This is a genomic window from Enterobacter cloacae complex sp. 309I3 (genome assembly GCF_050031595.1).
GTDB lineage: Bacteria > Pseudomonadota > Gammaproteobacteria > Enterobacterales > Enterobacteriaceae > Enterobacter > Enterobacter cloacae.
Genome location: NZ_JBLGWI010000001.1, coordinates 3,298,786 through 3,323,449, shown reverse-complemented (window position 1 = coordinate 3,323,449; position 24,664 = coordinate 3,298,786). Strand labels below are relative to the sequence as shown.

Here is a 24,664-nt window from a genome sequence, read left to right as displayed (position 1 = left end):
GTTACACCGCCTTGTTGGGATCGAAGGCGTCGCGCACGGCTTCGCCAATAAAAATCAGCAGCGAAAGCAGTACCGCCACGGAAAGAAAGGCTGTAATGCCCAGCCACGGTGCCTGCAGGTTGTTTTTGCCCTGCAGCAACAGCTCGCCGAGCGAGGGGGAACCGAGCGGTAGCCCGAAGCCCAGGAAATCGAGCGAGGTGAGGGTGGTGATGGAGCTGCACAAAATAAACGGCAGAAAGGTCAGTGTCGCCACCACGGCGTTCGGCAGCATATGGCGGAAGATGATCCCACGGTCGCTCACGCCCAGTGCCTGCGCGGCACGAATATAGTCAAAATTACGGGTGCGCAGAAATTCTGCGCGCACGACGCCCACCAGCGCCATCCAGCCAAACAATACGGTGATCCCCAGCAGCCACCAGAAGTTTGGCTGCACCACGCTCGACAGCAGGATGATCAGAAACAGCGTTGGCATACCTGACCACACCTCAATCACGCGCTGACCCCAGAGGTCAATTTTACCGCCATAGTAGCCCTGGACGGCACCTGCCACCACGCCCATCACGCTGGAGAAGAGCGTCAGCATCAGCCCAAAGAGGATCGAGATTCGGGTACCGTAGAGGATGCGCGCCAGCACGTCGCCACCGTTGGCATCCGTTCCCAGCCAGTTTTGCGTGGACGGGGGAGAAGGGAAGGGGGTCGTGGTGGCGAAATTGATACTGTTGGCGCCAAAACGGATCGGGGCCCACAGTGCCCAGCCGTGTTGATCAATCTGCTGGCGCAGCCACGGATCCTGATACTCCGCCGGTGTTGCAAACGGGCCGCCAAAGTCACTTTCACTGTAGTTATTAAGCACGGGCACATACCAGCGGTCGTTGAAATGCACCAGCAAGGGTTTATCGTTGGCAATCAGCTCTGAGCACAGGCTTAACACAAACAGGACGGCAAAAATCCATAACGACCAGTAGCCACGACGGTTATGGCGAAAACGGGCCCAGCGGGCCTGATTGACGGGGCTTAAACGCGGCATCATCGGCCCTCAAAATCGATTCGGGGATCGACCAGCGTATAGCTGATATCACTGACGATATTCAGCAGCAGGCCAATCAGGGTAAAAATGTAGAGTGTGCCAAACATCACCGGATAATCCCGCGACACGGTGGCTTCATAACCCAACAGCCCCAGACCGTTAAGCGAGAACATCACCTCAATAAGCAGCGAGCCGGTAAAAAACATACTGATGAACGTGGCAGGAAATCCGGCAATCACCAGCAGCATGGCGTTGCGGAACACGTGCTTCCACATGATCTGTTTTTCACCCACGCCCTTCGCGCGGGCGGTGACGACATACTGTTTGCGGATTTCATCAAGAAAGGCGTTTTTGGTCAGCATGGTGAGGGCGGCAAATCCGCCAATCACCGTTGCCAGCACCGGCAGCGTGATATGCCAGAGATAGTCGGTGATTTTCTGATACCACGGCAGGGTGCTGAAATCGGCGGATACCAGCCCCCGCAGCGGGAAGAGATCGAAATAGCTGCCGCCGGCAAAAAAGACAATCAACAGCACAGCGAACAGAAACGCCGGAATGGCATAGCCGATGATAATGAACGTGCTGCTCCAGATATCAAAACGGCTGCCGTTGTAGACCGCTTTGCGGATCCCAAGCGGAATGGAAACCAGGTAGATAATCAGCGTTCCCCACAGTCCCAGGGTGATCGACACCGGCAGGCTTTGTTTGATCAGGGTTAAGACCGAGGCACTGCGGAACAGGCTATCGCCAAAATCAAACCGGACGTAATCCCACAGCATTTTGAAATAGCGCTCGTGAATCGGTTTATCAAAACCATAGCGATGGGTGATCTCGGCAATCACCTCCGGATCCAGCCCGCGGCCGCCGCGATAATGGCTTTCGCTGATATTCCCCACGCCCGTTTTGGCATGGCTTGCGCCCATTCCTTCTCCGCCACCGCCGGGCATCCCGCCGCTGGTGCCAAATTCAATGGCCGCAATCGCCTGATCGACCGGCCCACCGGGGGCGATTTGCACAATAAAGAAGTTAATGGTGATGATGGCCCACAGGGTTGGGATGATCAGCAGGAGACGGCGGATTAGATACGCACCCATGATGATTCCTTATCGCCGCTCAGCTGGGAGTCTGGCGGCTTTGTTAACGTCATACCACCAGGTATCGAAGCCCAGCGAATAGATCGGGCGCACGGCAGGCAGCGAAAATTTGTCCCAGCGGGCAAGACGATCTTCACCCATATACCACATGGGCAGCATGTAGTAGTTCCAGGTTAACACTCTGTCGAGTGCGCGTCCTAATGGCAGGAGCTTCTGTTTATCGCCCTGTGCTGCCACGATCTTTGCAATTAGCGCGTCAACGACCGGGCTTTTTACCCCCGGCGCATTGTACGAGGAGTCGATGTAACTGGACGCCCAGGAAATCTGCAGGTCGGAGCTTGGCCAGGGCTGCGCGGGCCACAGGCTCTGCATCATATCGTAATCCCGGCTGCGCTTGCGGTTGGTCAGCTGGGCGATATCCACCTGGCGTATGTTCATTGTGATCCCCAGCCGGGCCAGGTTGTGCTTAAACGGCAAAACCCACTGATCATTTGCCCCTGACGCGATCAGTAGCTCGAAGCTCAACGGTTTTCCCGTTTGGGCATTGACCCGTTTTTGATTTTTCAGGACCCAACCGGCCTCATCCAGCAGTTTGCTGGCTTTCAGCAAATTGTCACGATCAAAGCCGTTGCCATCGGAGGTGGGGGGATCAAACACGGTGGTAAACACTTCCGGCGGCAATTGTGCTTTGAAGGGGGCCAGCAGCGTCAACTCGTCGGCATTGGGGTAAGCGCGCGCCGCGTATTCGGTATTCTGAAAATAGCTGTTAGCGCGGCTGTAGGCGCCATAAAACAGCGCCTTGTTCATCCACTCAAAGTCAAAGGCCAGGGTAATGGCCTGACGTACCCGGCGGTCGTTAAATACCGGACGCTGAATATTAAACGCCAGCCAGCGCGTGTCCTGGGCAGAGCTATTTTTTTGCTCGTCCTTGACGATGTAGCCTTTGGCAAAGTTTTTACCGATATAGCGCGTAGCCCAGTTTTTAGCGCTGCTCTCCAGGCGTAAATCGAAGGCTCCGGCCTTAAAGGCCTCAAAAGCCACGTTATCGTCCAGGTAGTAATCATAGCGAAGGGTGTCGAAATTCCAGCGCCCCCGGTTTACCGGCAGGTTGGCGGCCCAGTAGTCTTTTACACGGGAATAGACCACATACTGCCCCATGCGCCAGTCGGTGATGCGGTACGGGCCGCCTGCCAGCGGCGGTGTGGAGAGCGGGTCGCTCAGCTTATGGGCTTTCCAGAACGATTCAGGCATTACGGGCAGGGAGAACAGGCTCAGCATATTCTCTTTATTCGGCTCGCTCAGCTCAATGCGCACGGTGAGCGGTGCGATGGCCCTGACCGACGCGCCTTTGTAGACAATACGGAACTGGGGAACGCCTTCAGTCATAAATTTATGAAACGTAAAGGCGACATCGCTTGCCCTGACCGGCGAACCGTCATGAAAACGCGCCCGCGGGTTAAGCGAAATTTCCGCCCAGGCAAAATTATCCGCATACCGCACGTTTTCGGCGATCAGCGGATAGTAGCTTCCGGGCTCATCATCAGAGGTGACAAACAGGGTATCGTAGAGAGATTCTGTGCGCGCCGCGGCCACACCGCGCAGGGCAAAGCGGTTGAAGTTATCGAACGTGCCGGTGGCGGAGAGCGTCACATTCCCGCCTTTCGGCGCGGCAGGGTTGACGTAATCATAATGGGTGAAATTCACCGCGTATTTCGGTTCACCAATCACCGCAAACGCAACGTCTTCTTTGATGGTTTGCGCCTGGCTGGACAGGGCCGTCAGTGCCAACAGCAACAGTATGAAGCGCATAAACATCTCGCGACAGCTCCCTCTTTAACAGACCGGCTCAGTTAAGCTGAATAATAAGTGACGTCACGGGCAATGTGAAATTATTCGCCAGCGTGCGTCAGGTCGGGCCGCCACTCACGGAACTGCTCCAGCGGCATCGGACGGCTAATCCAGTATCCCTGCAGGAAGTTAACGCCATGTTCGCGCAGCCAGGCCGCCTGTTCCGGCGTTTCCACGCCCTCTGCGACGGTGGACATGTTCAGCCGTCTTGCCAGCATCAGTACGGCATCAAGCACCGGTGAGGTGACGGTTTCTGTCCCGATGGCGTTAACAAAACCCCGGTCGATTTTGATGTAATCCATGGTGAAATGTTCAAGATAGATCAGCGCACTGTGGCCGGTTCCAAAATCATCGATCGCTATCTCAAACCCTTCGTTGTGCAGCCATTCGAACAGGTTGTTGGCTTCACGGTGGTTAAGCATGTCGCGCTCGGTAATTTCCAGCACCAACTGGAAGTGATCCGGCGGCAGTAGCTCTTTAAACGTGCGCATATCATCTTTAAAGCTGTCGGCGTGCAGATGCCCCGGCGCAATGTTGATACCGAGTTTTGCGCCCGGCGGCAGCTGGGTCTGTAATACCGGCGCATCGTGAATGATAAGGTCAAACAGATGCAGCGTGAGCGGAACAATCAGCTGCTGCGCTTCAGCAAAATTGATAAACGCATCAGGGGGGATCTCACCCATGGTGGGGTGCTTCCAGCGCATCAGGACCTCAACCCCCCGCATTTGCAGATCTTTTGCATCCACCACGGGCTGATAGACCACATAAAACTGGCCGCGCTTAATGGCGCTGAGGATCTCTTTGCCGGGATTTACGCGGATGGTGAGGATATAGAAATTCAGCGATCCTGCCGCAATACCGCACACCAGCCCAAAGAAGAGGGCGTAGAGGATTTCGTCGCTTGTCCACTTTTCAGCGTACAGCTTAATGGTCAGCGGCACGGCCTTAAGCGTGGCGGTACGCTCGGGCACGGCATGTAAATCTTGCGCCCTGACCAGGGTACTGGACATGGTGGACAGCGCCATATCACCGATGATGATGGCAATCCCTGCGAAGTCGTCCTGGCGCGCGGTATAAAGCAGGTACGGGGTCAGATTGAGATTAACTGACGTAAACACCCCGCCGTCTTTAACCAGAGGGTTTCGGTACCAGATGGCAATGGCGGGTTTATTCGGCAGCATAGGCGTGCCCGGCAGTAATGCCATATCAATCTTCTTGTTGATGTGCAGCTCAGGAATAAGGGCTTCCATCGGCGTATCCATCGGCCCGGTGGCCGACGAGCAGAAGGCGATTTTGTCCCTGACCAGCAAGAATGCGCGCACATTGAGGCTGAAGGCAGCGCGCGACGTCAGCTCGGCATTGACGTCATGGCAGCTGTTCAGCGTGAGGGGCTGAAGAACATCGATAGAGGTTTTCAACTCTTCGAAATAGCTCTCCATGTAGAGGCTCACATCGGTAATCAGGGTGTCGAACCGGACTTCCCGCTTGTGGTAACTCCAGAAAAATTGCAATGAACCCAAAAGCAGGGCAGTGACCAGACCTGTAATAATACTGAGGAACAGTATCTTGCGATGACTGGAAAAGTAGCGGGTGAACATAGACGTCGTGATTCCTGAATTGCCGCTGGATGTATTCAGTGTAACGGGCAAAAAAAAACACCGCCGAAGCAGTGTCTTTTTTTCATCATATCGCCAGCCAAGGGATAACCAACGATACAATCATCATATTAACTGCGGGTCAGTACGCGACGCGCTTCGTTGTAGCGCTTCTTCCAGTATGGCTCGTTCATGCTGGAAATGGTCACACCGCTGCTGGTGGAGGCATGCACAAACTGGTCATTACCAATATAGATGCCGACATGTCGACCCGTTGAACCGGCACGGAACAGTACTAAATCACCGGTGCGCAGTTTTGTACGTGAAATCGACTTGCCCACTTCCTGCTGTTCGTAAGTTGAACGCGGCAGGTCTAACCCAAACTGCTCACGGAAGGTACGCTGTACAAAGCTGGAACAATCGATACCTTTTTTGGTGCTGCCGCCCAGACGATAACGCACGCCTTTCCAGTCAGCATACTGGTCCATAATACGGGACTTCACGTCCAGATTACGTACCATATTTTCAAATTCATCCTGAGAGGCTTGCAGTGACGAGGAATCTTCCATTCCCACAACACGCGTCTCAGGATGCATATTCTTTGCGGTGTTCGATGTACTACATGCAGACAACAGTACCGCAACTGCTATCGCCGGGATCCCCCGCAAGATATATCTCAAAATCGGTTGAGATTTGACCATTTTGTTTATTTTCCCTTGAAGTCCTTAACGACAAATATCGTTATAAAAATGCCAAACGTGACGAGACTAATTATCTGTTCACAATGAGACAATTCTTTCTGGTCACATTTGTGGCGCAGCGCACAAATTTATTCACCAAGGAAATAATTATCTCTATGGGGCAAAACGAGTTCGAGATTAACCGATTGCCAGGGCTATTGCGAGTAAAAAAAGCCTTTTTTTTATAAGAAATTGTGATACAGAAAGTAAAAATCCGGCATTGCTTAAAATGCAGTCAGATCCGGCGCTTAATCACGCAATTGATTCATTTTTATCATGAAAGAGATGACGGGAAGATGACAGTGCGAAACGATCGTGGCGGGAGATCTATCAGGGATCGCAATGATCCCTGATAGCGGACGTTAATTTTGGTTAATTATTTGTTTAATGCTTGTTGCTTTTTACCCGGCAGATAGCGATCAAACAGGGCTATTATCCGGTCGCTCAGCGGTGTCATCAGGCACCACGGTAACGCGACCAGCGCAACAGAGAGCGAGCCCACGGCAATATCGGTGAACCAGTGTGCGCCAATCATTACGCGAGGGAAGGCGAAAACCACAAAAATAATCAGGGCTATGGCGAACGCCTTCCTGCCGAAATAGCGCAGCATAACTGCACAAAAAATAAGCAGCATCATGCCGTGATCGCCAGGGAAACTGGCCTTCGAGGCATCTTTCGTTGGAATATGCAGCAATTCGCTGACGCGATAAATATTGGTAAAGAACAGCGTTGGGCTTGAGCGCTTGACCGGAATAATCGCCGTAGCCAGCTGGTTAATGGCGACAGCCAGCAGCAGCATCATCAGACCAATAATCATAATGCGGCGACGCCCGGTTTTGTCCTCTTTCAGCCAGAAAGAGAGCATCAGGCAGCCCATCGCCACCAGCGAACAGCCGTCAAACGCGCGGTTGTTGGTAATCGCCACCAGCCACAGGAAGGCATCACTCTTCACCAGAGCCTGGTTAAAGAAATGGAAGATGGCAGAATCCAGCGGAAACCAGAAACCGTGATCCACCGGGATATACCAGGAGAAAAAGAGCGACAGTCCGGCGACATTGAGCAGCAAAATCAGGGGAATTCGAGTTGTCATAACATTCAGCATACAGGGAAATCAGGGGCAACGTTAGCCGCCCGAACTTAAACGAAGCTTCAACAGGCTGGACTGCAGGGCATTCCAGTCGGCGTTAACCGCACTAATTAACTCTATTCTGCTATCCGGGGGCGCAACATTCTGCGTTTCAATAAAGAAATCTTCACCCTGACGGTTGATGCGCACCAGGCCGTCGGGGGTGCGCATAATCCCCTTAACGCGATCGACCGGCGCCAGTCTTGCCCACTCAAGCACGCCTATGGTGTCGAAAACGGTGTCGGCATCAAAGATCCACCCGCAGGCCTGATGACCCTGACCGCTGTTGAGATTACGTCGCCAGCGCTGGTGTTCCGGCAGGCTCAACGCCGCCAGACCCTGCTTTGCGGGATGACTATGCGCATGCTCCGCACTGGCTGGCAGCTCGGTGAGGTTCAGGCGAGGCAGGTCGAGCAGGGCGACATCTATCTTCCCCTGAGTGGTTTGCACCCGCTGACGGTTGCCCCCGAAATGTTGCCACCAGGCATCGAATGCCGCCTGGCTTTCAGCCGTAGCCCGATCTTCTTTATTGGCGACGATAATATCTGCGCAGGCGAGCTGATCGCGGAAGTTGTCGTTGGCCACCGCTTTTTCATCCAGCAGCTGTCGCGGGTCGAGCAGGCAAAGCGTGGCGCGTAAGTCTATCCACGGCTCGTAAACCGGCGCGGTGAGTAAATCAAGAATTTGCTTCGGGTGACCAAGCCCCGTCGGTTCAATCAGCAGGCGGTCGGGTTTACCCTGACGCAGCAGCGTATTCAGCCCCACCTGCATGGGCAGGCCGTTTACACAGCACATGCATCCGCCCGGGATCTCTTTGATCATGGCGCCGCTGTCAGACAGTAACGCGCCATCAATACCCACTTCGCCGAATTCGTTGACCAGTACGGCCCATTTTTCTGCCGGATCTTTATTGGCCAGCAGGTGGAGAATTGAGGTGGTTTTCCCGCTACCGAGAAAACCGGTAATAAGGTTGGTCCTGGTCACGTGCGCTCCGGTAGATAATTGTGATGATGTAACAATTATCTCTTATCCTGACGAAAAAAGGGCGCAATGAGAAGAGGAAGGGCAAACGGAGCGCATGTCCGTTCGCCTTAAGCGCAATAAACGTTAAAGTTTTAACGTTTCGATAACAGCCTGGCGCGCCCCGAGGCGGGCAATACGTTGGTATGCCTGGTTCACCGACTCGACAAAAACGTGGTTTTGCGCGAGATCGTGACCAAAGACTTCGCTCAGCGTCAGCAGAGCGTTTACGCGGTTTGCGTCATTGCTGGCTTCAACCTTCGCACGGATTTTGTCGCTGAGCGGATCGCGGACATCAATCGTATTGCCTTGTTCATCTGTACCGCTGACGTAGTGGATCCAGCCCGCCACACCCAGCGCCAGCAGGGGCCACGCGCTTTGACGCTCCAGATGAATACGGATCCCATCCAGCATGCGTTGGGGCAACTTTTGACTGCCGTCCATCGCAATTTGCCAGGTACGGTGCTGCAGTGCCGGGTTGGCAAAACGGTCGAGCAGGCTGTCGGCGTAAGCCGTTAGATCAACGTCGGTGATACGCAGCGTAGGGGCCTGTTCATCCAGCATTAACCGCCGCGCGGCCTGACGAAACGCCTTATCCTCCATACATTCATTAATGTGCGCATACCCGGCGAGATAGCCCAGATACGCCAGGAAGGAGTGGCTGCCGTTCAGCATACGTAATTTCATCTGTTCCCACGGCAGAACGTCCTGCACCATCTGCACGCCTGCCACTTCCCACTCCGGGCGTCCGGCGACAAAGTTATCTTCCACGACCCACTGAATAAAGGGCTCGCAGCTGATGGCGCACGGATCTTCCACACCGAGTTCCTGCGCGACCTCCGCCAGCGAGGCATCGGTGGCGGCGGGCACAATCCTGTCAACCATTGTGCCCGGGAAACTCACATGGGTATCAATCCATCCGGCCAGGTCTTCAGCGCGTTTCTGCGCCATGCCGAGCACGGCATTTTTCACCACGTGGCCGTTATCCGGGATGTTATCGCAGGAAAGCACCGTAAAGGCGGGTAAGCCGCGTTCACGGCGGCGGTGGAGCGCTTCGACTATGATCCCTGGGGCGGAATGGGGCTCCGTCGGGTTTTCCAGATCGTGAACGATCCGGGTGTTTTGCAAATCGAGTTTCCCGGTTGCGGGGTCGATGCAATAGCCTTTTTCAGTAATGGTGAGGGAAACAATTGCCACCTGCGGCTCGCAAAATTTCTCAATGATGGCGGCCAGCGAGTCCAGTTTTGCGTTCAGGCATTCATGCACGGCTCCAGTGATAATCGGCTGGTTGCCCTCCGCGCCTTTCTCCAGCACGGTGAAGAGGTGATCCTGCGCCCGCAGCTGGCTCATCAACACGTCGCCGCTGAACAGGCTGATCTCACAAATGCCCCAGTCGCCTCCTTTGGCATTCAGCACCCGATGGGTTAATAACGCCTGATGCGCACGGTGAAAAGCACCAAAGCCGAAGTGAACGATGCGCGAGCGCAGAAGCGAGCGATCGTAGCGCGGCTGCTGAACATGGGCAGGAAGCGAGGTGGAGGCAATTGTCTTCATGAAATACACACCTGATTAACCATTAATTAACAATGCCAGTGTAAAGTTATATGACAACAAAGAGAATTGGTAAGCCGTAAATATCGCCGTTCTGTGAGTTCGATCAATCAATCTGTGGCGCTGTGTTGACCCTCTTCATTAAACATGTATGGTAGTCGTCATCGCAGTAACATATATTGGTATAACAACTTTGGAGGGTGGGCAATGGAACAAACCTGGCGTTGGTACGGGCCGAACGATCCAGTTTCTCTAGATGATGTGCGTCAGGCTGGCGCAACGGGTGTCGTCACGGCGCTGCATCATATTCCGAATGGCCAGGTTTGGCCGGTAGAGGAGATTAAACAGCGTCAGGCGCTGCTGACAGAAAAAGGCTTAACCTGGTCTGTCGTGGAAAGTATTCCCGTTCACGAAGATATCAAAACCCATTCTGGGGAGTATCAGACCTGGATTGCTAACTATCAGCAGAGCATCCGCAACCTGGCGGCCTGCGGCATCGATACCGTTTGCTATAACTTCATGCCTGTTCTTGACTGGACGCGTACTGACCTTGAGTATCAGCTGCCAGACGGTTCCCGAGCGTTGCGTTTTGATCAGATCGCCTTCGCGGCCTTTGAGTTACACATTCTGAAACGCCCTGGCGCGGAAGCCGATTACACGGCCGACGAGCAGCAGCAGGCGCGCGAATGGTTTAACGCAGCAAGTGAAGCAGACATTGAAAAGCTGACCCGCAATATCATCGCGGGCCTGCCGGGTGCAGAAGAGGGCTACACGCTGGATCAGTTCCGCGCCCGTCTGGCAGAGTACGGCGGCATTGATAAAAATCAGCTGCGCGAAAACATGGCGTACTTCCTGCGCGCGATTGTGCCGGTCGCGGAAGAGGCGGGCGTGCGTCTGGCCGTACACCCGGACGATCCTCCGCGTCCCATCCTCGGCCTGCCGCGTATCGTCTCAACCATTGAAGATATGCAGTGGCTGAAAGAGACGGTCGATAGCATCTATAACGGCTTTACCATGTGCACGGGCTCGTATGGCGTGCGTGCGGATAATGACCTGGTGCGGATGATTGAAACCTTTGGCGATCGTATTCACTTCACGCATCTGCGTGCAACCTGCCGTGAAGAGAACCCGAAAACCTTCCACGAAGCGGCGCACCTGAGCGGTGATGTGAATATGGTGGCGGTGGTGGATGCCATTCTGGCGGAAGAGGCACGTCGTAAACTGGCTGGCGATTTACGTCCTATCCCGTTCCGCCCGGATCACGGACACCAGATGCTGGACGATCTGCGTAAGAAAACGAACCCGGGCTATTCGGCGATTGGCCGCCTGAAAGGGATGGCAGAAGTGCGCGGCGTAGAGCTGGCGCTGAAGATGACGAAGTATCCTGAGCTTCTGTAAGTTCTGTTGCCCGGTGGCGCTACGCTTACCGGGCCTACAAAAAACCGGCCTGAGAGCCGGTTTTTGTGTTTTTGTAGATCGGGTAAGGCGAAGCCGCCACCCGACAAAAGCCGCACTCAGTCAGCACGACCCATATAGCGTTTTTCTTCGATATGGATGCGGATTTTCTCACCCGCGGACAGGTATTCAGGTACCTGCACCACCAGACCGGTGGTCAGCGTCGCGGGTTTGTTACGCGCACTGGCGGACGCGCCTTTGATACCCGGTGCCGTTTCAACGATTTCCAGATCAACCGTCTGCGGCAGTTCCAGCGCCAGCAGCACGCCGTCCCAGGTCAGAACCTGCATATCCGGCATACCGCCTTCAGGAATGAACAGCAGCTCTTCTTCAATCTGATCTTTGGTGAAGATGTACGGGGTGTAATCTTCTTTATCCATGAATACATACTCGTTGCCGTCGATATAGGAGAAATCAACATAGCGACGGGTCAGAGTGACGGTATCAACGATATCATCACCTTTAAAACGTTCTTCCACTTTAAGGCCGGTACGTACATCGGCGAAACGCATTTTGTACAGCGTTGCTGCACCACGGGCGCTCGGGGCCTGAATATCGATATCTTTCACAATCAGCAGTTTGCCGTTGTAATTCAGTACCATACCTTTCTTAATTTCGTTCGCTCTTGGCATTGCAGTAATCCTGTCTACGGGAGGTAAAAAATATCGCGCCAAATTACTCGTGCGCGGCCTTTCAGGCAAGCGGAATTCGTGGCTTTTGCTATCAATACACAAAAGGTGTTACTGTGCGCCCGATACCCGACTGCGCGGGTCTTTCACCGATAGAGAGCATTTATGGATTGTCGTCCCGATTGCGGCGCGTGCTGTACCGCACCGTCCATTTCCAGCCCCATCCCAGGAATGCCGGAGGGCAAGCCTGCGAATACCCGCTGCGTTCAGCTCTCTGAAACCAACCTGTGCATGATCTTTGGCTCGCCTCTGCGCCCGAAGGTCTGCTCCGGGCTGCAGCCCTCCGCAGAGATGTGCGGCAACACGCGCGCGCAGGCGATGACGTACCTGCTTAATCTGGAAGCACTCACCGCACCTTAAACGTCTTTAATTCTTGTCAGGCACGCTATCGTCAGGGTGCACATCACCAGCGCAATCCAGAACACCGTGTGATAGTTCCAGATTTCAGCCACCACGCCGGCCATTGAGCCTGCGATGATCCAGCCCACGCGGGTGGTATTAGTATAAAGGGTGGTGGCAGAGCCTGCCTGGCCCGGCATCAGATCCTGGAAATAGAGCATGCCAATTCCGGCGAGTATGCCGATATAGATGGCGTTCAGCAGCTGTAAAGCCAGCAGCAGCCCCGGCGTATGTACCGTCAGCATTCCGACATAGAACAGTAGCCCGGCGACGGCGGCGATACGCATCAGAAAACGTTTCCCGAAACGCTTCGCGTAATAGCCAGCAATCAGCATGGTGGGGATTTCAAGCCCGGCCGCGGTCCCCATCATGATGCCAGCAAGCTTTTCGGGCAGATACAGCTCATCAATAATAAACAGCGGCATATTAATGATATACAGGCTGTTTGTGCCCCACATCAGCGTACAGATAATAAAGAGGAGCAGGGCGTCACGACGGTTACGACGCGGTGCCTCCAGCACGCCTGTTGCCACTTTTGGCTCTTTACGCATCGACGGCAGAAAGAACCACACCATGGCGCCACACACCACAAAGGCCACTGCCGCACTCAGGTACATCACCGTAAAGCCAAACCCCATCGCCAGCGCGTAAGCCAGCGGCGGGCCAATAACCCACGCCAGCGATACTTGCGCACGCAGAATAGAGCTGAACATCACCGCTTCTCGCCCGGTATGGTCGGCATGCTCACGGGCAAGGGCGAACATCTGCGGATTCGCCGTTGAACCGAAACTGCTCAGAAACACCCCGATAAACAGCAGAACAAAATAGTTGCGGTTCCAGGCAAACAGGACGCAGGCGAACACCCCCAGCAGACAGCAAAAGACGATCAGGCTTTTACGATCGCCTTTTTTATCTGAACGCCCCGCCAGAAACTGGCTCACCAGGATGCCGATAATGGCGCTTCCGGTAAAGAAGAAGCCCACCATCGCCGGACGCGCATGGACTTCATTGGTCAGGAACAGGCTCAGCGTAGGGGTCTGCAGCGCACCGGCGATGCCGGTCAGGAAGGCAACAATTAAAAATGCCGTTGAGGTGAAATCAAAGGGCTTCGGCGAGACGGCGGCGGGCGTGTTATGCATGTTTCACAGTCGGTGAGTTTCCAGGAGACGCGGAGTGTACGTCGCGAGTCAGAAAATAAACAGAGGGTGAGGTCAATTTCGCCACGAATAATCAAAATGGCATTTCATATTCGCGTGCAGCTGACCTTAGCTGAAACTGATTTGCTGAACGTCAGCAAAATTCAGCTGAACGAGAAAGAAATGTGCTGCATCTCTAAATTCTGCAATCAGAAATGTAACTTTCCTTGCAACGTCTTGCAGAAAGCGCAAGACTTTTTGAAACGTTTCAGCGCTATCTTGTTTTAACAAACGGAGCAGGCTAGCGCATTTTTTCTCAGTGAAGCTGAAACGATTCACTTTCAGCAGGAGAGGAGAACCATGTTCCAGTTATCTGTACAGGATATCCACCCGGGCGCTCAGGCCGGGAACAAAGAAGAGGCCATTCGTCAGGTTGCCGCTGCCCTTGTGCAGGCCGGCAATGTGGCTGAAGGCTACGTCAACGGCATGCTGGCGCGTGAGCAGCAGACCTCGACCTTCCTCGGCAATGGCATCGCCATTCCGCACGGCACCACAGACACCCGCGATCAGGTGCTGAAAACCGGCGTTAAGGTTTATCAGTTCCCGCAGGGCGTTGTGTGGGGCGAGGGGCAGGTGGCTTACGTGGCCATCGGTATCGCGGCCAGCAGCGACGAGCACTTAGGTTTGCTGCGTCAGCTGACGCATGTGCTGAGCGATGACGCCGTGGCCGAGCAGTTGAAATCTGCCACCACCGCTGAAGAGCTGCGCGCTCTGCTGATGGGCGAAAAACAGAGCGAAGCGCTGAAACTGGATAACGACACGCTGACGCTGGACGTTGTCGCGGCCGATCTGGTGACGCTGCAGGCCCTGAATGCCGGACGCCTGAAAGAAGCCGGGGCAGCAGACGCTACCTTTGTTACCCGCGTCATTAACGATAAGCCTCTCAATCTGGGCCAGGGTATCTGGCTGAACGACAGTGCTGAAGGCAACCTGCGGAGCGCTATCGCGGTGAGCCGTGCCGCAAACGCCTTTGACGTAGACGGTGAAAGCGCTGCACTGCTGGTGACCGTCGCCATGACCGATGACCAGCCGGTTGCCGTGCTGAAGCGTCTGGGCGATCTGCTGCTGAACAACAAAGCTGAAAAACTGCTGAACGCGGATGCCGCCACCGTGCTGGCTCTGCTGACCAGTGATGATGCGCTGACGGATGACGTGCTGAGCGCAGAGTTCGTTGTACGTAACGAGCACGGCCTGCATGCCCGTCCGGGCACCATGCTGGTGAATACCATTAAACAATTTGAAAGTGAGATCACCGTGGCTAACCTGGATGGCACGGGCAAAGCGGCCAATGGTCGTAGTCTGATGAAAGTTGTCGCGCTGGGCGTGAAAAAGGGTCACCGTCTGCGTTTCACCGCGCAGGGTGCGGATGCTGAACAGGCGCTGAAAGCGATTGGCGATGCCATCGCGGCGGGTCTGGGGGAGGGTGCATAATGAGCAGACGTGTTGCGACTATTACGCTGAACCCGGCTTATGACCTGGTGGGGTTTTGCCCGGAGATTGAGCGCGGCGAAGTAAACCTCGTGCGTACCACTGGCCTGCATGCTGCGGGCAAAGGGATTAACGTCGCGAAAGTGCTCAAGGATCTCGGTATCGATGTCACCGTGGGGGGATTCCTCGGTAAAGATAACCAGGATGGTTTCCAGCAGCTGTTCAGCGAGCTGGGCATTGCTAACCGTTTCCAGGTTGTTCAGGGCCGTACCCGTATCAACGTCAAACTGACGGAGAAAGACGGGGAAGTGACCGATCTGAATTTCTCTGGCTTTGAAGTGACGCCGTCTGACTGGGAGCGTTTTGTTAACGATTCTCTGACCTGGCTGGGCCAGTTCGACATGGTGTGCGTCAGCGGCAGTCTGCCATCCGGCGTAAGCCCGGAAGCCTTCACCGACTGGATGACGCGCCTGCGCAGCCAGTGCCCGTGCATCATCTTTGACAGCAGCCGTGATGCGCTGGTCGCCGGCCTGAAAGCGTCCCCGTGGCTGGTGAAGCCTAATCGCCGTGAACTGGAGATCTGGGCTGGCCGGAAGCTGCCAGAATTAAAAGATGTGATTGACGCTGCCCATGCGCTGCGCGAGCAGGGTATCGCTCACGTGGTGATTTCGCTTGGTGCAGAAGGGGCGTTGTGGGTTAACGCGTCTGGCGAATGGATCGCCAAACCGCCGTCGGTTGACGTTGTCAGCACCGTTGGCGCCGGGGATTCGATGGTTGGTGGTCTGATCTATGGCCTGCTGATGCGCGAATCCAGTGAACATACTTTACGTCTTGCCACCGCCGTTGCAGCCCTGGCCGTGAGTCAGAGCAATGTCGGCATTACCGATCGTACCCAGTTAGCCGCGATGATGGCGCGCGTTGACTTAAAACCTTTTAACTAACAGCAGGAGAGGAATAATGAAAACGCTGCTGATTATTGACTCCGGTCTCGGACAGGCTCGCGCCTATATGGCGAAGACCCTGCTGGGAGCGGCGGCGAACAAAGCACATCTGGAAATGACCGATAACCCGGGCGACGCTGAACTGGCGATTGTGCTGGGTGATAAGGTCCCGGCTGACAGCGCGCTGAACGGCAAAAAAGTGTGGCTGGGCGATATTAATCGCGCGGTGGCACATCCGGAACTGTTCCTGAGCGAAGCGAAAGGCCACGCGTCTGTCTACAGCGCACCGGCTGCGGCAGCACCGGTTGCTGCCACGGGCCCGAAACGCATTGTGGCGGTGACAGCTTGTCCGACGGGCGTCGCGCATACCTTTATGGCGGCTGAAGCGATTGAAACCGAAGCGAAAAAACGCGGCTGGTGGGTAAAAGTTGAAACCCGTGGCTCGGTGGGTGCGGGCAATGCCATCACCCCGGAAGAAGTGGCGGAAGCCGATCTGGTGATCGTTGCGGCGGATATCGAAGTTGATCTGGCGAAATTCGCGGGTAAACCGATGTACCGCACCTCTACCGGCCTGGCGCTGAAAAAGACCGCGCAGGAGTTTGATAAAGCGCTGGTGGAAGCCCAGCCTTATCAGGCAACCGGTGCGGCTAAACCGGCTACCGAAGGGAAAAAAGAATCTGCGGGCGCCTATCGTCACCTGCTGACCGGTGTGTCTTATATGCTGCCGATGGTGGTGGCGGGCGGTCTGTGTATCGCACTGTCATTCGCGTTTGGTATCACCGCATTTAAAGAAGAAGGGACGCTGGCTGCGGCGTTAATGCAGATTGGTGGCGGCTCCGCGTTCGCGCTGATGGTGCCGGTGCTGGCAGGCTTTATCGCCTTCTCCATCGCTGACCGTCCGGGTCTGACGCCGGGTCTTATCGGCGGTATGCTGGCCGTGAGCACCGGTTCCGGCTTTATTGGCGGTATCATCGCCGGTTTCCTGGCGGGTTACGTCGCGAAGCTTATCAGCTCGAAGCTGAAGCTGCCGCAAAGTATGGAAGCCCTGAAACCGATTCTGATCATTCCGCTGATTTCAAGCCTGGTGGTCGGTCTGGCGATGATTTACCTGATTGGTAAGCCGGTGGCGGGTATCCTGGCGGGTCTGACCCACTGGCTGCAAACCATGGGCACGGCAAACGCGGTGCTGTTGGGTGCTATCCTCGGTGGCATGATGTGTACCGACATGGGTGGTCCGGTAAACAAAGCGGCCTATGCATTCGGTGTTGGCCTGCTGAGTACCCAGACCTACGCGCCAATGGCAGCCATTATGGCAGCCGGTATGGTGCCACCGCTGGCGCTTGGCCTGGCAACGATTATTGCGCGTCGTAAATTCGACAAAGCGCAGCAGGAAGGCGGCAAAGCGGCGCTGGTACTGGGCCTGTGCTTTATCACCGAAGGGGCGATTCCGTTCGCTGCCCGTGACCCAATGCGTGTTCTGCCTTGCTGTATCGTTGGCGGCGCGGTGACCGGGGCTATCTCAATGGCGATTGGCGCGAAGCTGATGGCACCGCACGGTGGTCTGTTCGTTCTGCTGATCCCAGGCGCTATCACCCCGGTACTGGGTTACCTGCTGGCGATTGTTGCTGGTACGCTGGTGGCGGGGCTCTCTTACGCGGTGCTGAAACGCCCTGAAGCGGAAGCGGTGGCAAAAGCAGCCTAAAAGTGGTGTCGGGTGGCGGTTTCGCCTTACCCGACCTATAAAAAAGCCGGACGCTTAACGCGATCCGGCTTTTTTTATGCCGCCTGTTCAGCGGTCTGCTGTGCCTTCAGCCAGGCGATCTCTTCCACCCAGATATCCGGATTGATGGTTTCCAGCACCATGGGGATACCATCGAAACGGGCGTCCTGCATGATAAAGCGGAACGCATCATGGCCAATATTACCTTCACCCAGGCTGTGGTGACGGTCTACGCGGCTGCCAAAGGCGCTTTTGGCATCGTTTAAGTGCATTCCACGCAGATACTTAAAGCCCACCACGCGTTCGAACTCATCGAAGGTGTTTTTCGTGGCCTCGGTTGTACGCAGGTCGTAACCGGCTGCAAACGCGTGACAGGTATCGATACATACGCCCACGCGGGATTTATCTTCCACGCCGTCGATGATGGCAGCCAGATGTTCGAACTTAAAGCCGAGGTTGCTGCCCTGACCGGCGGTATTCTCGATCACTGCGGTAACCCCCTGGGTTTTATCCAGCGTGATGTTAATGGACTCCGCAATGCGTGCCAGGCAGGCCTCTTCGTCTATCTGCATCAGATGGCTACCCGGATGGAAGTTCAGCAGCGTCAGCCCAAGCTGCTCGCAGCGCTGGACTTCATCCAGAAACGCTTCGCGGGACTTCTCCAGCGCTTCCTGAACCGGATGACCGAGGTTGATCAGATAGCTGTCGTGGGGAAGGATTTGACCCGGCCCGTAATGGTACTTCTCACAGGCGGCTTTGAAATCATCTATGACGTCAGCGGTAAGCGGCGCGGCGCGCCACTGGCGCTGGTTTTTGGTGAACAGGGCGAAAGCGGTCGCCTCAATTTCGGCGGCGCGAATGGCGGCATTCGCAAGGCCACCGGCAGCGCTGACGTGCGCTCCAACGTATTTCATAAAGGGACTCCTGTTAACCCGAAATGCGTATCATAACGGGTTAACAGGGGAAGGATGTAGTGGTTTATGCCATCAGGCTGTGAACCACGAGGTTAATCGCACCGCCACCCACAATCAGCCAGATGAAGAGCACCAGCGCCATCAGCAGCGGTTTCGCACCGGCTTTTTTCAGCGCGCTGACGTGCGTGGTCACCCCCAGCGCCGCCATCGCCATCGCCAGCAGCACGGTATCCAGCGTCACCAGCATATCGACCACCGCTTTTGGCAGCAGGTGGAAGGAGTTGAAAATCGCCACCACGATAAACAGGATCGCAAACCACGGTATGGTGATTTTACTCTTCTGATTACCACCCGCGGGCGCAAGCTGTTTCACGCGGGCGGCCAGGATAATCAGGAAGGGTGCCAGCATCATGACGCGCAGCATTTTAGCAATCACCGCGGCGTTTTCTGCTTCCGGGTTAATTGCATGACCCGCCGCCACGACCTGCGCCACTTCATGCATGGTTGAGCCAATGTAGATGCCATAGGTTTCCGGGCTAAACCAGTGGGCAACCAGCGGATACATGGCCGGGTAGAGGAAAATAGCCAGCGTACCGAAGATCACCACGGTCGCGACCGCCACCGTAACTTTGCTGGATTCCGCCTTGACCACAGGTTCGGTTGCCAGTACCGCCGCCGCACCGCAAATACTGCTCCCGGCACCGATCAGCCAGCTGGTCTGTTTATCCAGGCCAAAGATTTTCTGCCCGATAAAGCAGGCCAGTAAAAAGGTGCTGGTCAGGGTCAGAACGTCAATGGCGATACCGCTAATGCCGACATCCGCAATCTGTGAAAAGGTGAGGCGAAAGCCGTAAAGAATGATCCCGAGGCGCAGCAGATGCTGCTTGGCAAAAATAACGCCGCCATCACAGGACTTCCAGATGTGCGGGTAAACGGTGTTACCCACGACCATGCCGAGCAGGATCGCCAGCGTTAAGGCGCTAAAACCGGCACCGGCGACGGCGGGAATGCTGCCGCCCCATAATGCCACACCGGTGACGACCGCGCTGAGCGCAAGACCCGGCACGAAGTGCCACAATGTACGATGATGCTGTAAGGTGATTTCTGACATAACCTTCTCCTTTGTCTGGCTAAAGGTTACGGCGCGCTGGTTTAAAAATAAAATTGATTATATACTTATAATCAATCTATATAAGTGGTAAGCAACCATGCACATTACTTTGCGTCAGCTGGAAGTTTTTGCCGAAGTGCTGAAAAGCGGGTCGACGACCCAGGCCTCGCAGATGCTTTCGCTTTCCCAGTCTGCGGTCAGCGCCGCGTTAACCGATCTTGAGGGCCAGTTGGGCGTGCAGCTCTTCGACAGGGTAGGGAAGCGGCTGGTGGTTAACGAACATGGCCGCCTGCTTTATCCCCGCGCGCTGGCACTGCTGGAACAGGCAACGGAAATTGAACAACTCTTCCGGGAAGAGAACGGTGCCATCCGCGTGTATGCCAGCAGCACCATCGGAAACTATATCTTGCCGGAAGTGATCGCCCGCTATCGCCGGGATTTCCCGACCCTGCCGCTGGAGATGAGCGTGGGGAACAGTCAGGATGTGATTAACGCGGTAATCGATTTTCGCGTGGATATCGGTCTTATCGAAGGGCCATGCCATAACGTCGATATCATTGCGGAACCCTGGCTGGAAGATGAGCTGGTGGTCTTCGCTTCACCCGCCTCGTCGTTATTGCAGGGTGAAGTAACGCTGGAACGTCTGGCGCAGGCGCAGTGGATCCTGCGTGAGCAGGGCTCCGGCACGCGGGAAATTGTTGATTATCTGCTGCTCTCCCATTTGCCACATTTCCAGCTGGGGATGGAGCTGGGCAACTCAGAGGCGATCAAGCATGCGGTGCGACATGGCCTTGGGATCAGCTGCCTTTCACGACGGGTCATTATTGAACAGCTTGAGGCCGGAACGCTGGTTGAAGTTCCGCTTCCGCTGCCCAAACTGGTGCGCACGTTGTGGTGTATTCACCATCGTCAGAAACATCTTTCCAGCTCGCTGCAGCGTTTTCTGCGCTATTGCGCCATGTAAAAGCGCCCCTCACCCCAATGGGGAGAGGGAAAAATTATGCTTTACTTATAATCCTGGCCGAGTCATGAAGCTCTCTTATAACTCAGTATTTCTGCCGGAAGGAACGCGGATCGTCTGCTACAATCGCGCCTCATTTATTGAATGGACAGCATTTTCACATGGTTTCAGAAACTAAAACCACAGAAGCGCCCGCGCTACGCCGCGAACTCAAGGCGCGTCACCTGACGATGATCGCCATCGGCGGCTCAATCGGTACAGGTCTTTTCGTTGCCTCCGGGGCAACCATTTCGGCAGCCGGCCCGGGTGGGGCACTTTTCTCTTATATCCTGATTGGCCTGATGGTCTACTTCCTGATGACCAGCCTGGGCGAACTGGCCGCGTACATGCCGGTATCCGGTTCGTTTTCGACCTACGGTCAGAAATACGTTGAAGAAGGCTTTGGCTTCGCGCTGGGCTGGAACTACTGGTACAACTGGGCGGTCACCATCGCCGTTGACCTTGTCGCCGCACAGCTGGTTATGACCTGGTGGTTCCCGGACACGCCAGGCTGGATCTGGAGTGCGCTGTTCCTCGCGGTCATCTTCCTGCTGAACTACATCTCCGTTCGCGGCTTTGGCGAAGCGGAATACTGGTTCTCTTTGATCAAAGTGGCAACCGTCATCATCTTTATCGTCGTCGGTGTGGCGATGATCGTTGGTATTTTCAAAGGGGCGGAACCGGCCGGGTGGAGCAACTGGACGATTGGCGATGCGCCGTTTGCCGGTGGTTTCTCGGCGATGATTGGCGTGGCGATGATTGTTGGCTTCTCCTTCCAGGGCACCGAGCTGATTGGTATTGCCGCCGGTGAGTCTGAAAACCCGGAGAAGAACATTCCGCGCGCGGTGCGTCAGGTATTCTGGCGTATTCTGCTGTTCTATGTGTTCGCGATCCTGATTATCAGCCTGATTATCCCATACACTGACCCAAGCCTGCTGCGAAACGATGTCAAAGACATCAGCGTCAGCCCGTTCACGCTGGTCTTCCAGCATGCCGGTCTGCTCTCTGCGGCGGCGGTAATGAATGCCGTTATCCTGACAGCGGTGCTGTCTGCGGGTAACTCCGGTATGTACGCCTCAACCCGTATGCTCTATACCCTGGCCTGTGACGGTAAAGCGCCGCGTATTTTTGCAAAACTGTCTCGTGGCGGTGTGCCGCGTAACGCGCTGTATGCCACAACGGTCATTGCTGGTCTGTGCTTCCTGACCTCCATGTTCGGTAACCAGACGGTCTACCTGTGGTTGCTCAACACCTCTGGTATGACGGGCTTTATTGCCTGGCTGGGGATTGCCATCAGCCACTACCGCTTCCGTCGCGGCTATGTTATGCAGGGACACGATCTGAACAACCTGCCGTACCGTTCCGGGTTCTTCCCGCTGGGGCCGATTTTCGCCTTCATTCTGTGTCTGATTATCACCCTGGGCCAGAACTATGAAGCGTTCCTGGCGGACACCATTGACTGGGGCGCCGTAACGGCCACCTACATTGGTATTCCGCTGTTCCTGGTGATCTGGTTTGGTTACAAGCTGATGAAAGGAACGCACTTCGTTCGCTACAGTGAAATGGAATTCCCTGAACGATTTAACAAATAAACCGCACTTCCTCTCTTTTAGCCCGCTCATTTGAGCGGGCTTTTTTATCTCCACATTATGCAGAACGGATATAATTTTTAACAATTTAATTGATAATAATAATCGTTTGCTTTATCGTTACGTCAAAATAAGCAGACCACCGACCCGCCGGAGATGCGGGCGGAGCAAAAGGCATTGTGGGCAATAATCTTTTGATTTAGTTGTATTTACCTCATGGAGATATGGAATGTTTAGGTTGAATCCCTTCGTCAGGGGAGGACTCTGTGCGTCCGCAATGTCCCTGGCACTGCCTGTCATCGCTGCGGAATCCAGCGACACACTGGTTGTCACGGCGTCAGCGACTGAGCAAAACCTGAAGGACGCGCCGGCGAGCATCAGCGTCATCACCCAGGAAGACCTGCAGCGTAAACCCGTTCAGAACCTGAAAGATGTGTTGCAGGACGTACCGGGCGTGCAGCTCACTAATGAAGGGGACAACCGTAAAGGGGTAAGTATTCGCGGTCTGGACAGCAGCTATACGCTGATCCTGATCGACGGTAAGCGTGTTAACTCCCGCAACGCCGTCTTCCGCCATAACGATTTCGATCTGAACTGGGTTCCGGTCGATGCGATCGAGCGGATCGAAGTGGTGCGCGGGCCAATGTCCTCGCTCTACGGTTCAGATGCACTGGGCGGCGTGGTGAACATCATCACCAAGAAAATCGGTCAGAAGTGGACGGGCACCCTGAGCGCCGACTCCACCATTCAGGAACACCGCGATCGCGGGGACACCAACAACGGCCAGTTCTACACCAGCGGCCCGCTGGTGGACGGCGTGCTGGGGCTGAAGGCCTACGGCAGCGTGTCTAAGCGTGAAAAAGACAAGCAGCAAGAATCGTCTACCACAACGAGCGGTGAAACGCCGCGTATTGAGGGCTTCACCAGCCGCGATGCCAATGTGGAATTCGCCTGGACGCCGACGGAAAATCATGATTTTACCGCAGGCTATGGTTTCGACCGCCAGGATCGTGATTCCGATTCCCTCGATAAAAATCGCCTTGAGCGCCAGAACTACTTCCTGAGCCACAACGGCCGCTGGGGGACAGGCAACAGCGAACTGAAAGTTTACGGCGAGAAGGTGGACAACAAAAACCCGGGTAACAGCCATACTATCACTTCCGAGAGCAACGCCGTTGATGGTAAATACGTGCTGCCGCTGGGTGAAATCAATCAGCTGCTGACCTTCGGCGGCGAATGGCGTCACGACAAGCTGAAAGATCCGGTAAACCTGACCGGGGGCTCCGGCAGCGCGACCTCTACCAGCCAGTATGCTCTCTTCCTTGAAGATGAATGGCGGATATTTGAACCGCTGGCGCTGACTACCGGCATCCGTATGGACGACCACGACACCTACGGCGATCACTGGAGTCCGCGAGCGTATCTGGTCTATAACGCGACCGATACCGTCACGGTGAAAGGGGGCTGGGCAACCGCGTTTAAAGCGCCATCCCTGCTGCAACTGAGTCCGGACTGGATCACCGGATCGTGTCGCGGTGCCTGCGAGATTGTCGGTAACCCGAACCTGAAACCGGAAACCAGCGAAAGCTTTGAACTCGGGCTGTACTACAGCGGGGAAGAGGGATGGTTAGAGGGCGTGCAGGCCAGCATTACCACCTTCCAGAACAATGTTGATGACCGTATCAGCATCAGCCGTACGGCGAACGTTAACCAGGCTAAGAGCTACCCGAACTACGTGGGGCTGAATGCTGACGGTGAACCGATCTTCCGCTATTACAACGTCAACAAGGCGCGTATTCGTGGCGTGGAAACCGAGCTGAAGATCCCGGTGGCTGAGGACTGGAAGCTGACGCTGAACTATACCTACAACGACGGGCGTGATATCAGCAACGGCGGTAACAAACCGCTGTCCGAACTGCCGTTCCATACCGCCAACGGTACCGTGGACTGGAAGGCGACGCAGGACTGGTCGTTCTACGTCCAGGGCCACTACACCGGCGAGAAACGTGCGTTAACCAGCGCAGACGCAACGCCGGGCGGCTATGTCATCTGGAATACCGGCGCGGCATGGCAGGCAACGAAAAGCGTGAAGCTGCGCGCGGGCGTGCAGAACATGCTGGATAAAGATCTGAGCCGCGACGATTACAGCTACACGGAAGATGGCCGCCGCTACTTTGTGGGTGTGGATTATAAGTTCTGATGTGGTTTTCATGCCCGGTGG

20 protein-coding genes are annotated in these 24,664 nt (G+C 55.3%); 8 read left to right on the top strand and 12 right to left on the bottom strand.

Translation table 11 applies throughout. The annotated features are described in order from the left end of the window. Nucleotide 1: 1 nt before the first annotated feature. The 8 genes from ACQG22_RS15760 to ACQG22_RS15725 all read right to left on the bottom strand — a co-directional run bounded on the left by ACQG22_RS15760 (nucleotide 2) and on the right by ACQG22_RS15725 (nucleotide 10,004). Nucleotides 2–1,027: an ABC transporter permease gene (locus tag ACQG22_RS15760; RefSeq protein ID WP_014832713.1), complete on the bottom strand. Its 1,026-nt coding sequence runs from the start codon at nucleotides 1,025–1,027 to the stop codon at nucleotides 2–4. Beyond that, nucleotides 1,027–2,121 (bottom strand): microcin C ABC transporter permease YejB, encoded by a 1,095-nt coding sequence (locus ACQG22_RS15755; RefSeq protein WP_038420221.1) that lies wholly within the window; start codon nucleotides 2,119–2,121, stop codon nucleotides 1,027–1,029. The genes ACQG22_RS15760 and ACQG22_RS15755 overlap by 1 nt, the downstream gene beginning before the upstream one ends. Before the next feature lie 9 nt (nucleotides 2,122–2,130). After that, nucleotides 2,131–3,936, bottom strand: a complete 1,806-nt coding sequence (locus ACQG22_RS15750; RefSeq protein WP_013097984.1) for an extracellular solute-binding protein — start codon at nucleotides 3,934–3,936, stop codon at nucleotides 2,131–2,133. Between the two features lie 74 nt (nucleotides 3,937–4,010). Beyond that, complete coding sequence (locus ACQG22_RS15745) at nucleotides 4,011–5,567, bottom strand: cyclic di-GMP phosphodiesterase (protein WP_013097983.1); 1,557 nt, start codon at nucleotides 5,565–5,567, stop codon at nucleotides 4,011–4,013. A gap of 128 nt (nucleotides 5,568–5,695) precedes the next feature. Continuing rightward, nucleotides 5,696–6,265: a bifunctional murein DD-endopeptidase/murein LD-carboxypeptidase gene (gene mepS, locus ACQG22_RS15740; protein ID WP_023619753.1), complete on the bottom strand. Its 570-nt coding sequence runs from the start codon at nucleotides 6,263–6,265 to the stop codon at nucleotides 5,696–5,698. Nucleotides 6,266–6,680: 415 nt separating this feature from the next. Beyond that, complete coding sequence (locus ACQG22_RS15735; protein WP_369706641.1) at nucleotides 6,681–7,394, bottom strand: phosphatase PAP2 family protein; 714 nt, start codon at nucleotides 7,392–7,394, stop codon at nucleotides 6,681–6,683. Nucleotides 7,395–7,427: 33 nt separating this feature from the next. Continuing rightward, the gene (locus ACQG22_RS15730) at nucleotides 7,428–8,414 is read right to left on the bottom strand and encodes a CobW family GTP-binding protein (protein WP_023619754.1); all 987 of its coding nucleotides are present in this window, start codon (nucleotides 8,412–8,414) and stop codon (nucleotides 7,428–7,430) included. Nucleotides 8,415–8,537: 123 nt separating this feature from the next. After that, the gene (locus ACQG22_RS15725; protein WP_045903362.1) at nucleotides 8,538–10,004 is read right to left on the bottom strand and encodes a mannitol dehydrogenase family protein; all 1,467 of its coding nucleotides are present in this window, start codon (nucleotides 10,002–10,004) and stop codon (nucleotides 8,538–8,540) included. A 204-nt stretch (nucleotides 10,005–10,208) separates the two neighbouring features. On the opposite strand from ACQG22_RS15725, the gene uxuA reads away from it, so the two are divergent. Continuing rightward, nucleotides 10,209–11,399 (top strand): mannonate dehydratase, encoded by a 1,191-nt coding sequence (uxuA, locus tag ACQG22_RS15720; protein ID WP_139936155.1) that lies wholly within the window; start codon nucleotides 10,209–10,211, stop codon nucleotides 11,397–11,399. Between the two features lie 116 nt (nucleotides 11,400–11,515). Here the strand turns inward: uxuA and yeiP are convergent, their stop codons facing one another. Beyond that, complete coding sequence (gene yeiP / locus ACQG22_RS15715; protein WP_008500940.1) at nucleotides 11,516–12,088, bottom strand: elongation factor P-like protein YeiP; 573 nt, start codon at nucleotides 12,086–12,088, stop codon at nucleotides 11,516–11,518. Between the two features lie 162 nt (nucleotides 12,089–12,250). Here yeiP and ACQG22_RS15710 point away from each other — a divergent pair, with 162 nt between their 5' ends. After that, nucleotides 12,251–12,505 carry a YkgJ family cysteine cluster protein gene (locus tag ACQG22_RS15710; RefSeq protein ID WP_038420213.1) on the top strand — a complete coding sequence of 85 codons (255 nt, stop codon included), beginning with the start codon at nucleotides 12,251–12,253 and terminating at the stop codon, nucleotides 12,503–12,505. Here the strand turns inward: ACQG22_RS15710 and setB are convergent. Next, nucleotides 12,502–13,683, bottom strand: coding sequence for a sugar efflux transporter SetB (gene setB, locus ACQG22_RS15705; RefSeq protein ID WP_369706642.1), 1,182 nt, complete (start codon nucleotides 13,681–13,683; stop codon nucleotides 12,502–12,504). The genes ACQG22_RS15710 and setB overlap by 4 nt on opposite strands. Nucleotides 13,684–14,040: 357 nt before the next feature. Here setB and fruB point away from each other — a divergent pair, with 357 nt between their 5' ends. The 3 genes from fruB to fruA are packed head-to-tail and all read left to right on the top strand — an operon-like array spanning nucleotide 14,041 to nucleotide 17,811. Then, nucleotides 14,041–15,171, top strand: a complete 1,131-nt coding sequence (fruB, locus tag ACQG22_RS15700) for a fused PTS fructose transporter subunit IIA/HPr protein (protein ID WP_108452888.1) — start codon at nucleotides 14,041–14,043, stop codon at nucleotides 15,169–15,171. Further along, complete coding sequence (gene fruK / locus ACQG22_RS15695; protein ID WP_014170919.1) at nucleotides 15,171–16,109, top strand: 1-phosphofructokinase; 939 nt, start codon at nucleotides 15,171–15,173, stop codon at nucleotides 16,107–16,109. The genes fruB and fruK overlap by 1 nt, the downstream gene beginning before the upstream one ends. Nucleotides 16,110–16,125: 16 nt before the next feature. Next, the gene (gene fruA / locus ACQG22_RS15690) at nucleotides 16,126–17,811 is read left to right on the top strand and encodes a PTS fructose transporter subunit IIBC (protein ID WP_023619758.1); all 1,686 of its coding nucleotides are present in this window, start codon (nucleotides 16,126–16,128) and stop codon (nucleotides 17,809–17,811) included. Nucleotides 17,812–17,885: 74 nt separating this feature from the next. Here the strand turns inward: fruA and nfo are convergent, their stop codons facing one another. Beyond that, entirely contained in the window at nucleotides 17,886–18,743 is an 858-nt protein-coding gene (nfo, locus tag ACQG22_RS15685) for a deoxyribonuclease IV (protein ID WP_369467583.1), read from the bottom strand. 64 nt (nucleotides 18,744–18,807) lie between these two features. Beyond that, entirely contained in the window at nucleotides 18,808–19,854 is a 1,047-nt protein-coding gene (locus ACQG22_RS15680) for a YeiH family protein (RefSeq protein WP_013097963.1), read from the bottom strand. 97 nt (nucleotides 19,855–19,951) lie between these two features. Here ACQG22_RS15680 and yieE point away from each other — a divergent pair, with 97 nt between their 5' ends. The 3 genes from yieE (at nucleotide 19,952) to cirA (ending at nucleotide 24,643) form a co-directional block, all read left to right on the top strand. Then, nucleotides 19,952–20,818, top strand: coding sequence for a DNA-binding transcriptional regulator YeiE (gene yieE / locus ACQG22_RS15675; protein ID WP_029883079.1), 867 nt, complete (start codon nucleotides 19,952–19,954; stop codon nucleotides 20,816–20,818). 158 nt (nucleotides 20,819–20,976) lie between these two features. Next, nucleotides 20,977–22,446 carry an amino acid permease gene (locus tag ACQG22_RS15670; RefSeq protein WP_013097961.1) on the top strand — a complete coding sequence of 490 codons (1,470 nt, stop codon included), beginning with the start codon at nucleotides 20,977–20,979 and terminating at the stop codon, nucleotides 22,444–22,446. A 226-nt stretch (nucleotides 22,447–22,672) separates the two neighbouring features. After that, on the top strand, nucleotides 22,673–24,643 hold the full coding sequence (gene cirA, locus ACQG22_RS15665) for a catecholate siderophore receptor CirA (RefSeq protein WP_369706643.1): 1,971 nt from the start codon (nucleotides 22,673–22,675) through the stop codon (nucleotides 24,641–24,643). Nucleotides 24,644–24,664 lie beyond the last annotated feature (21 nt).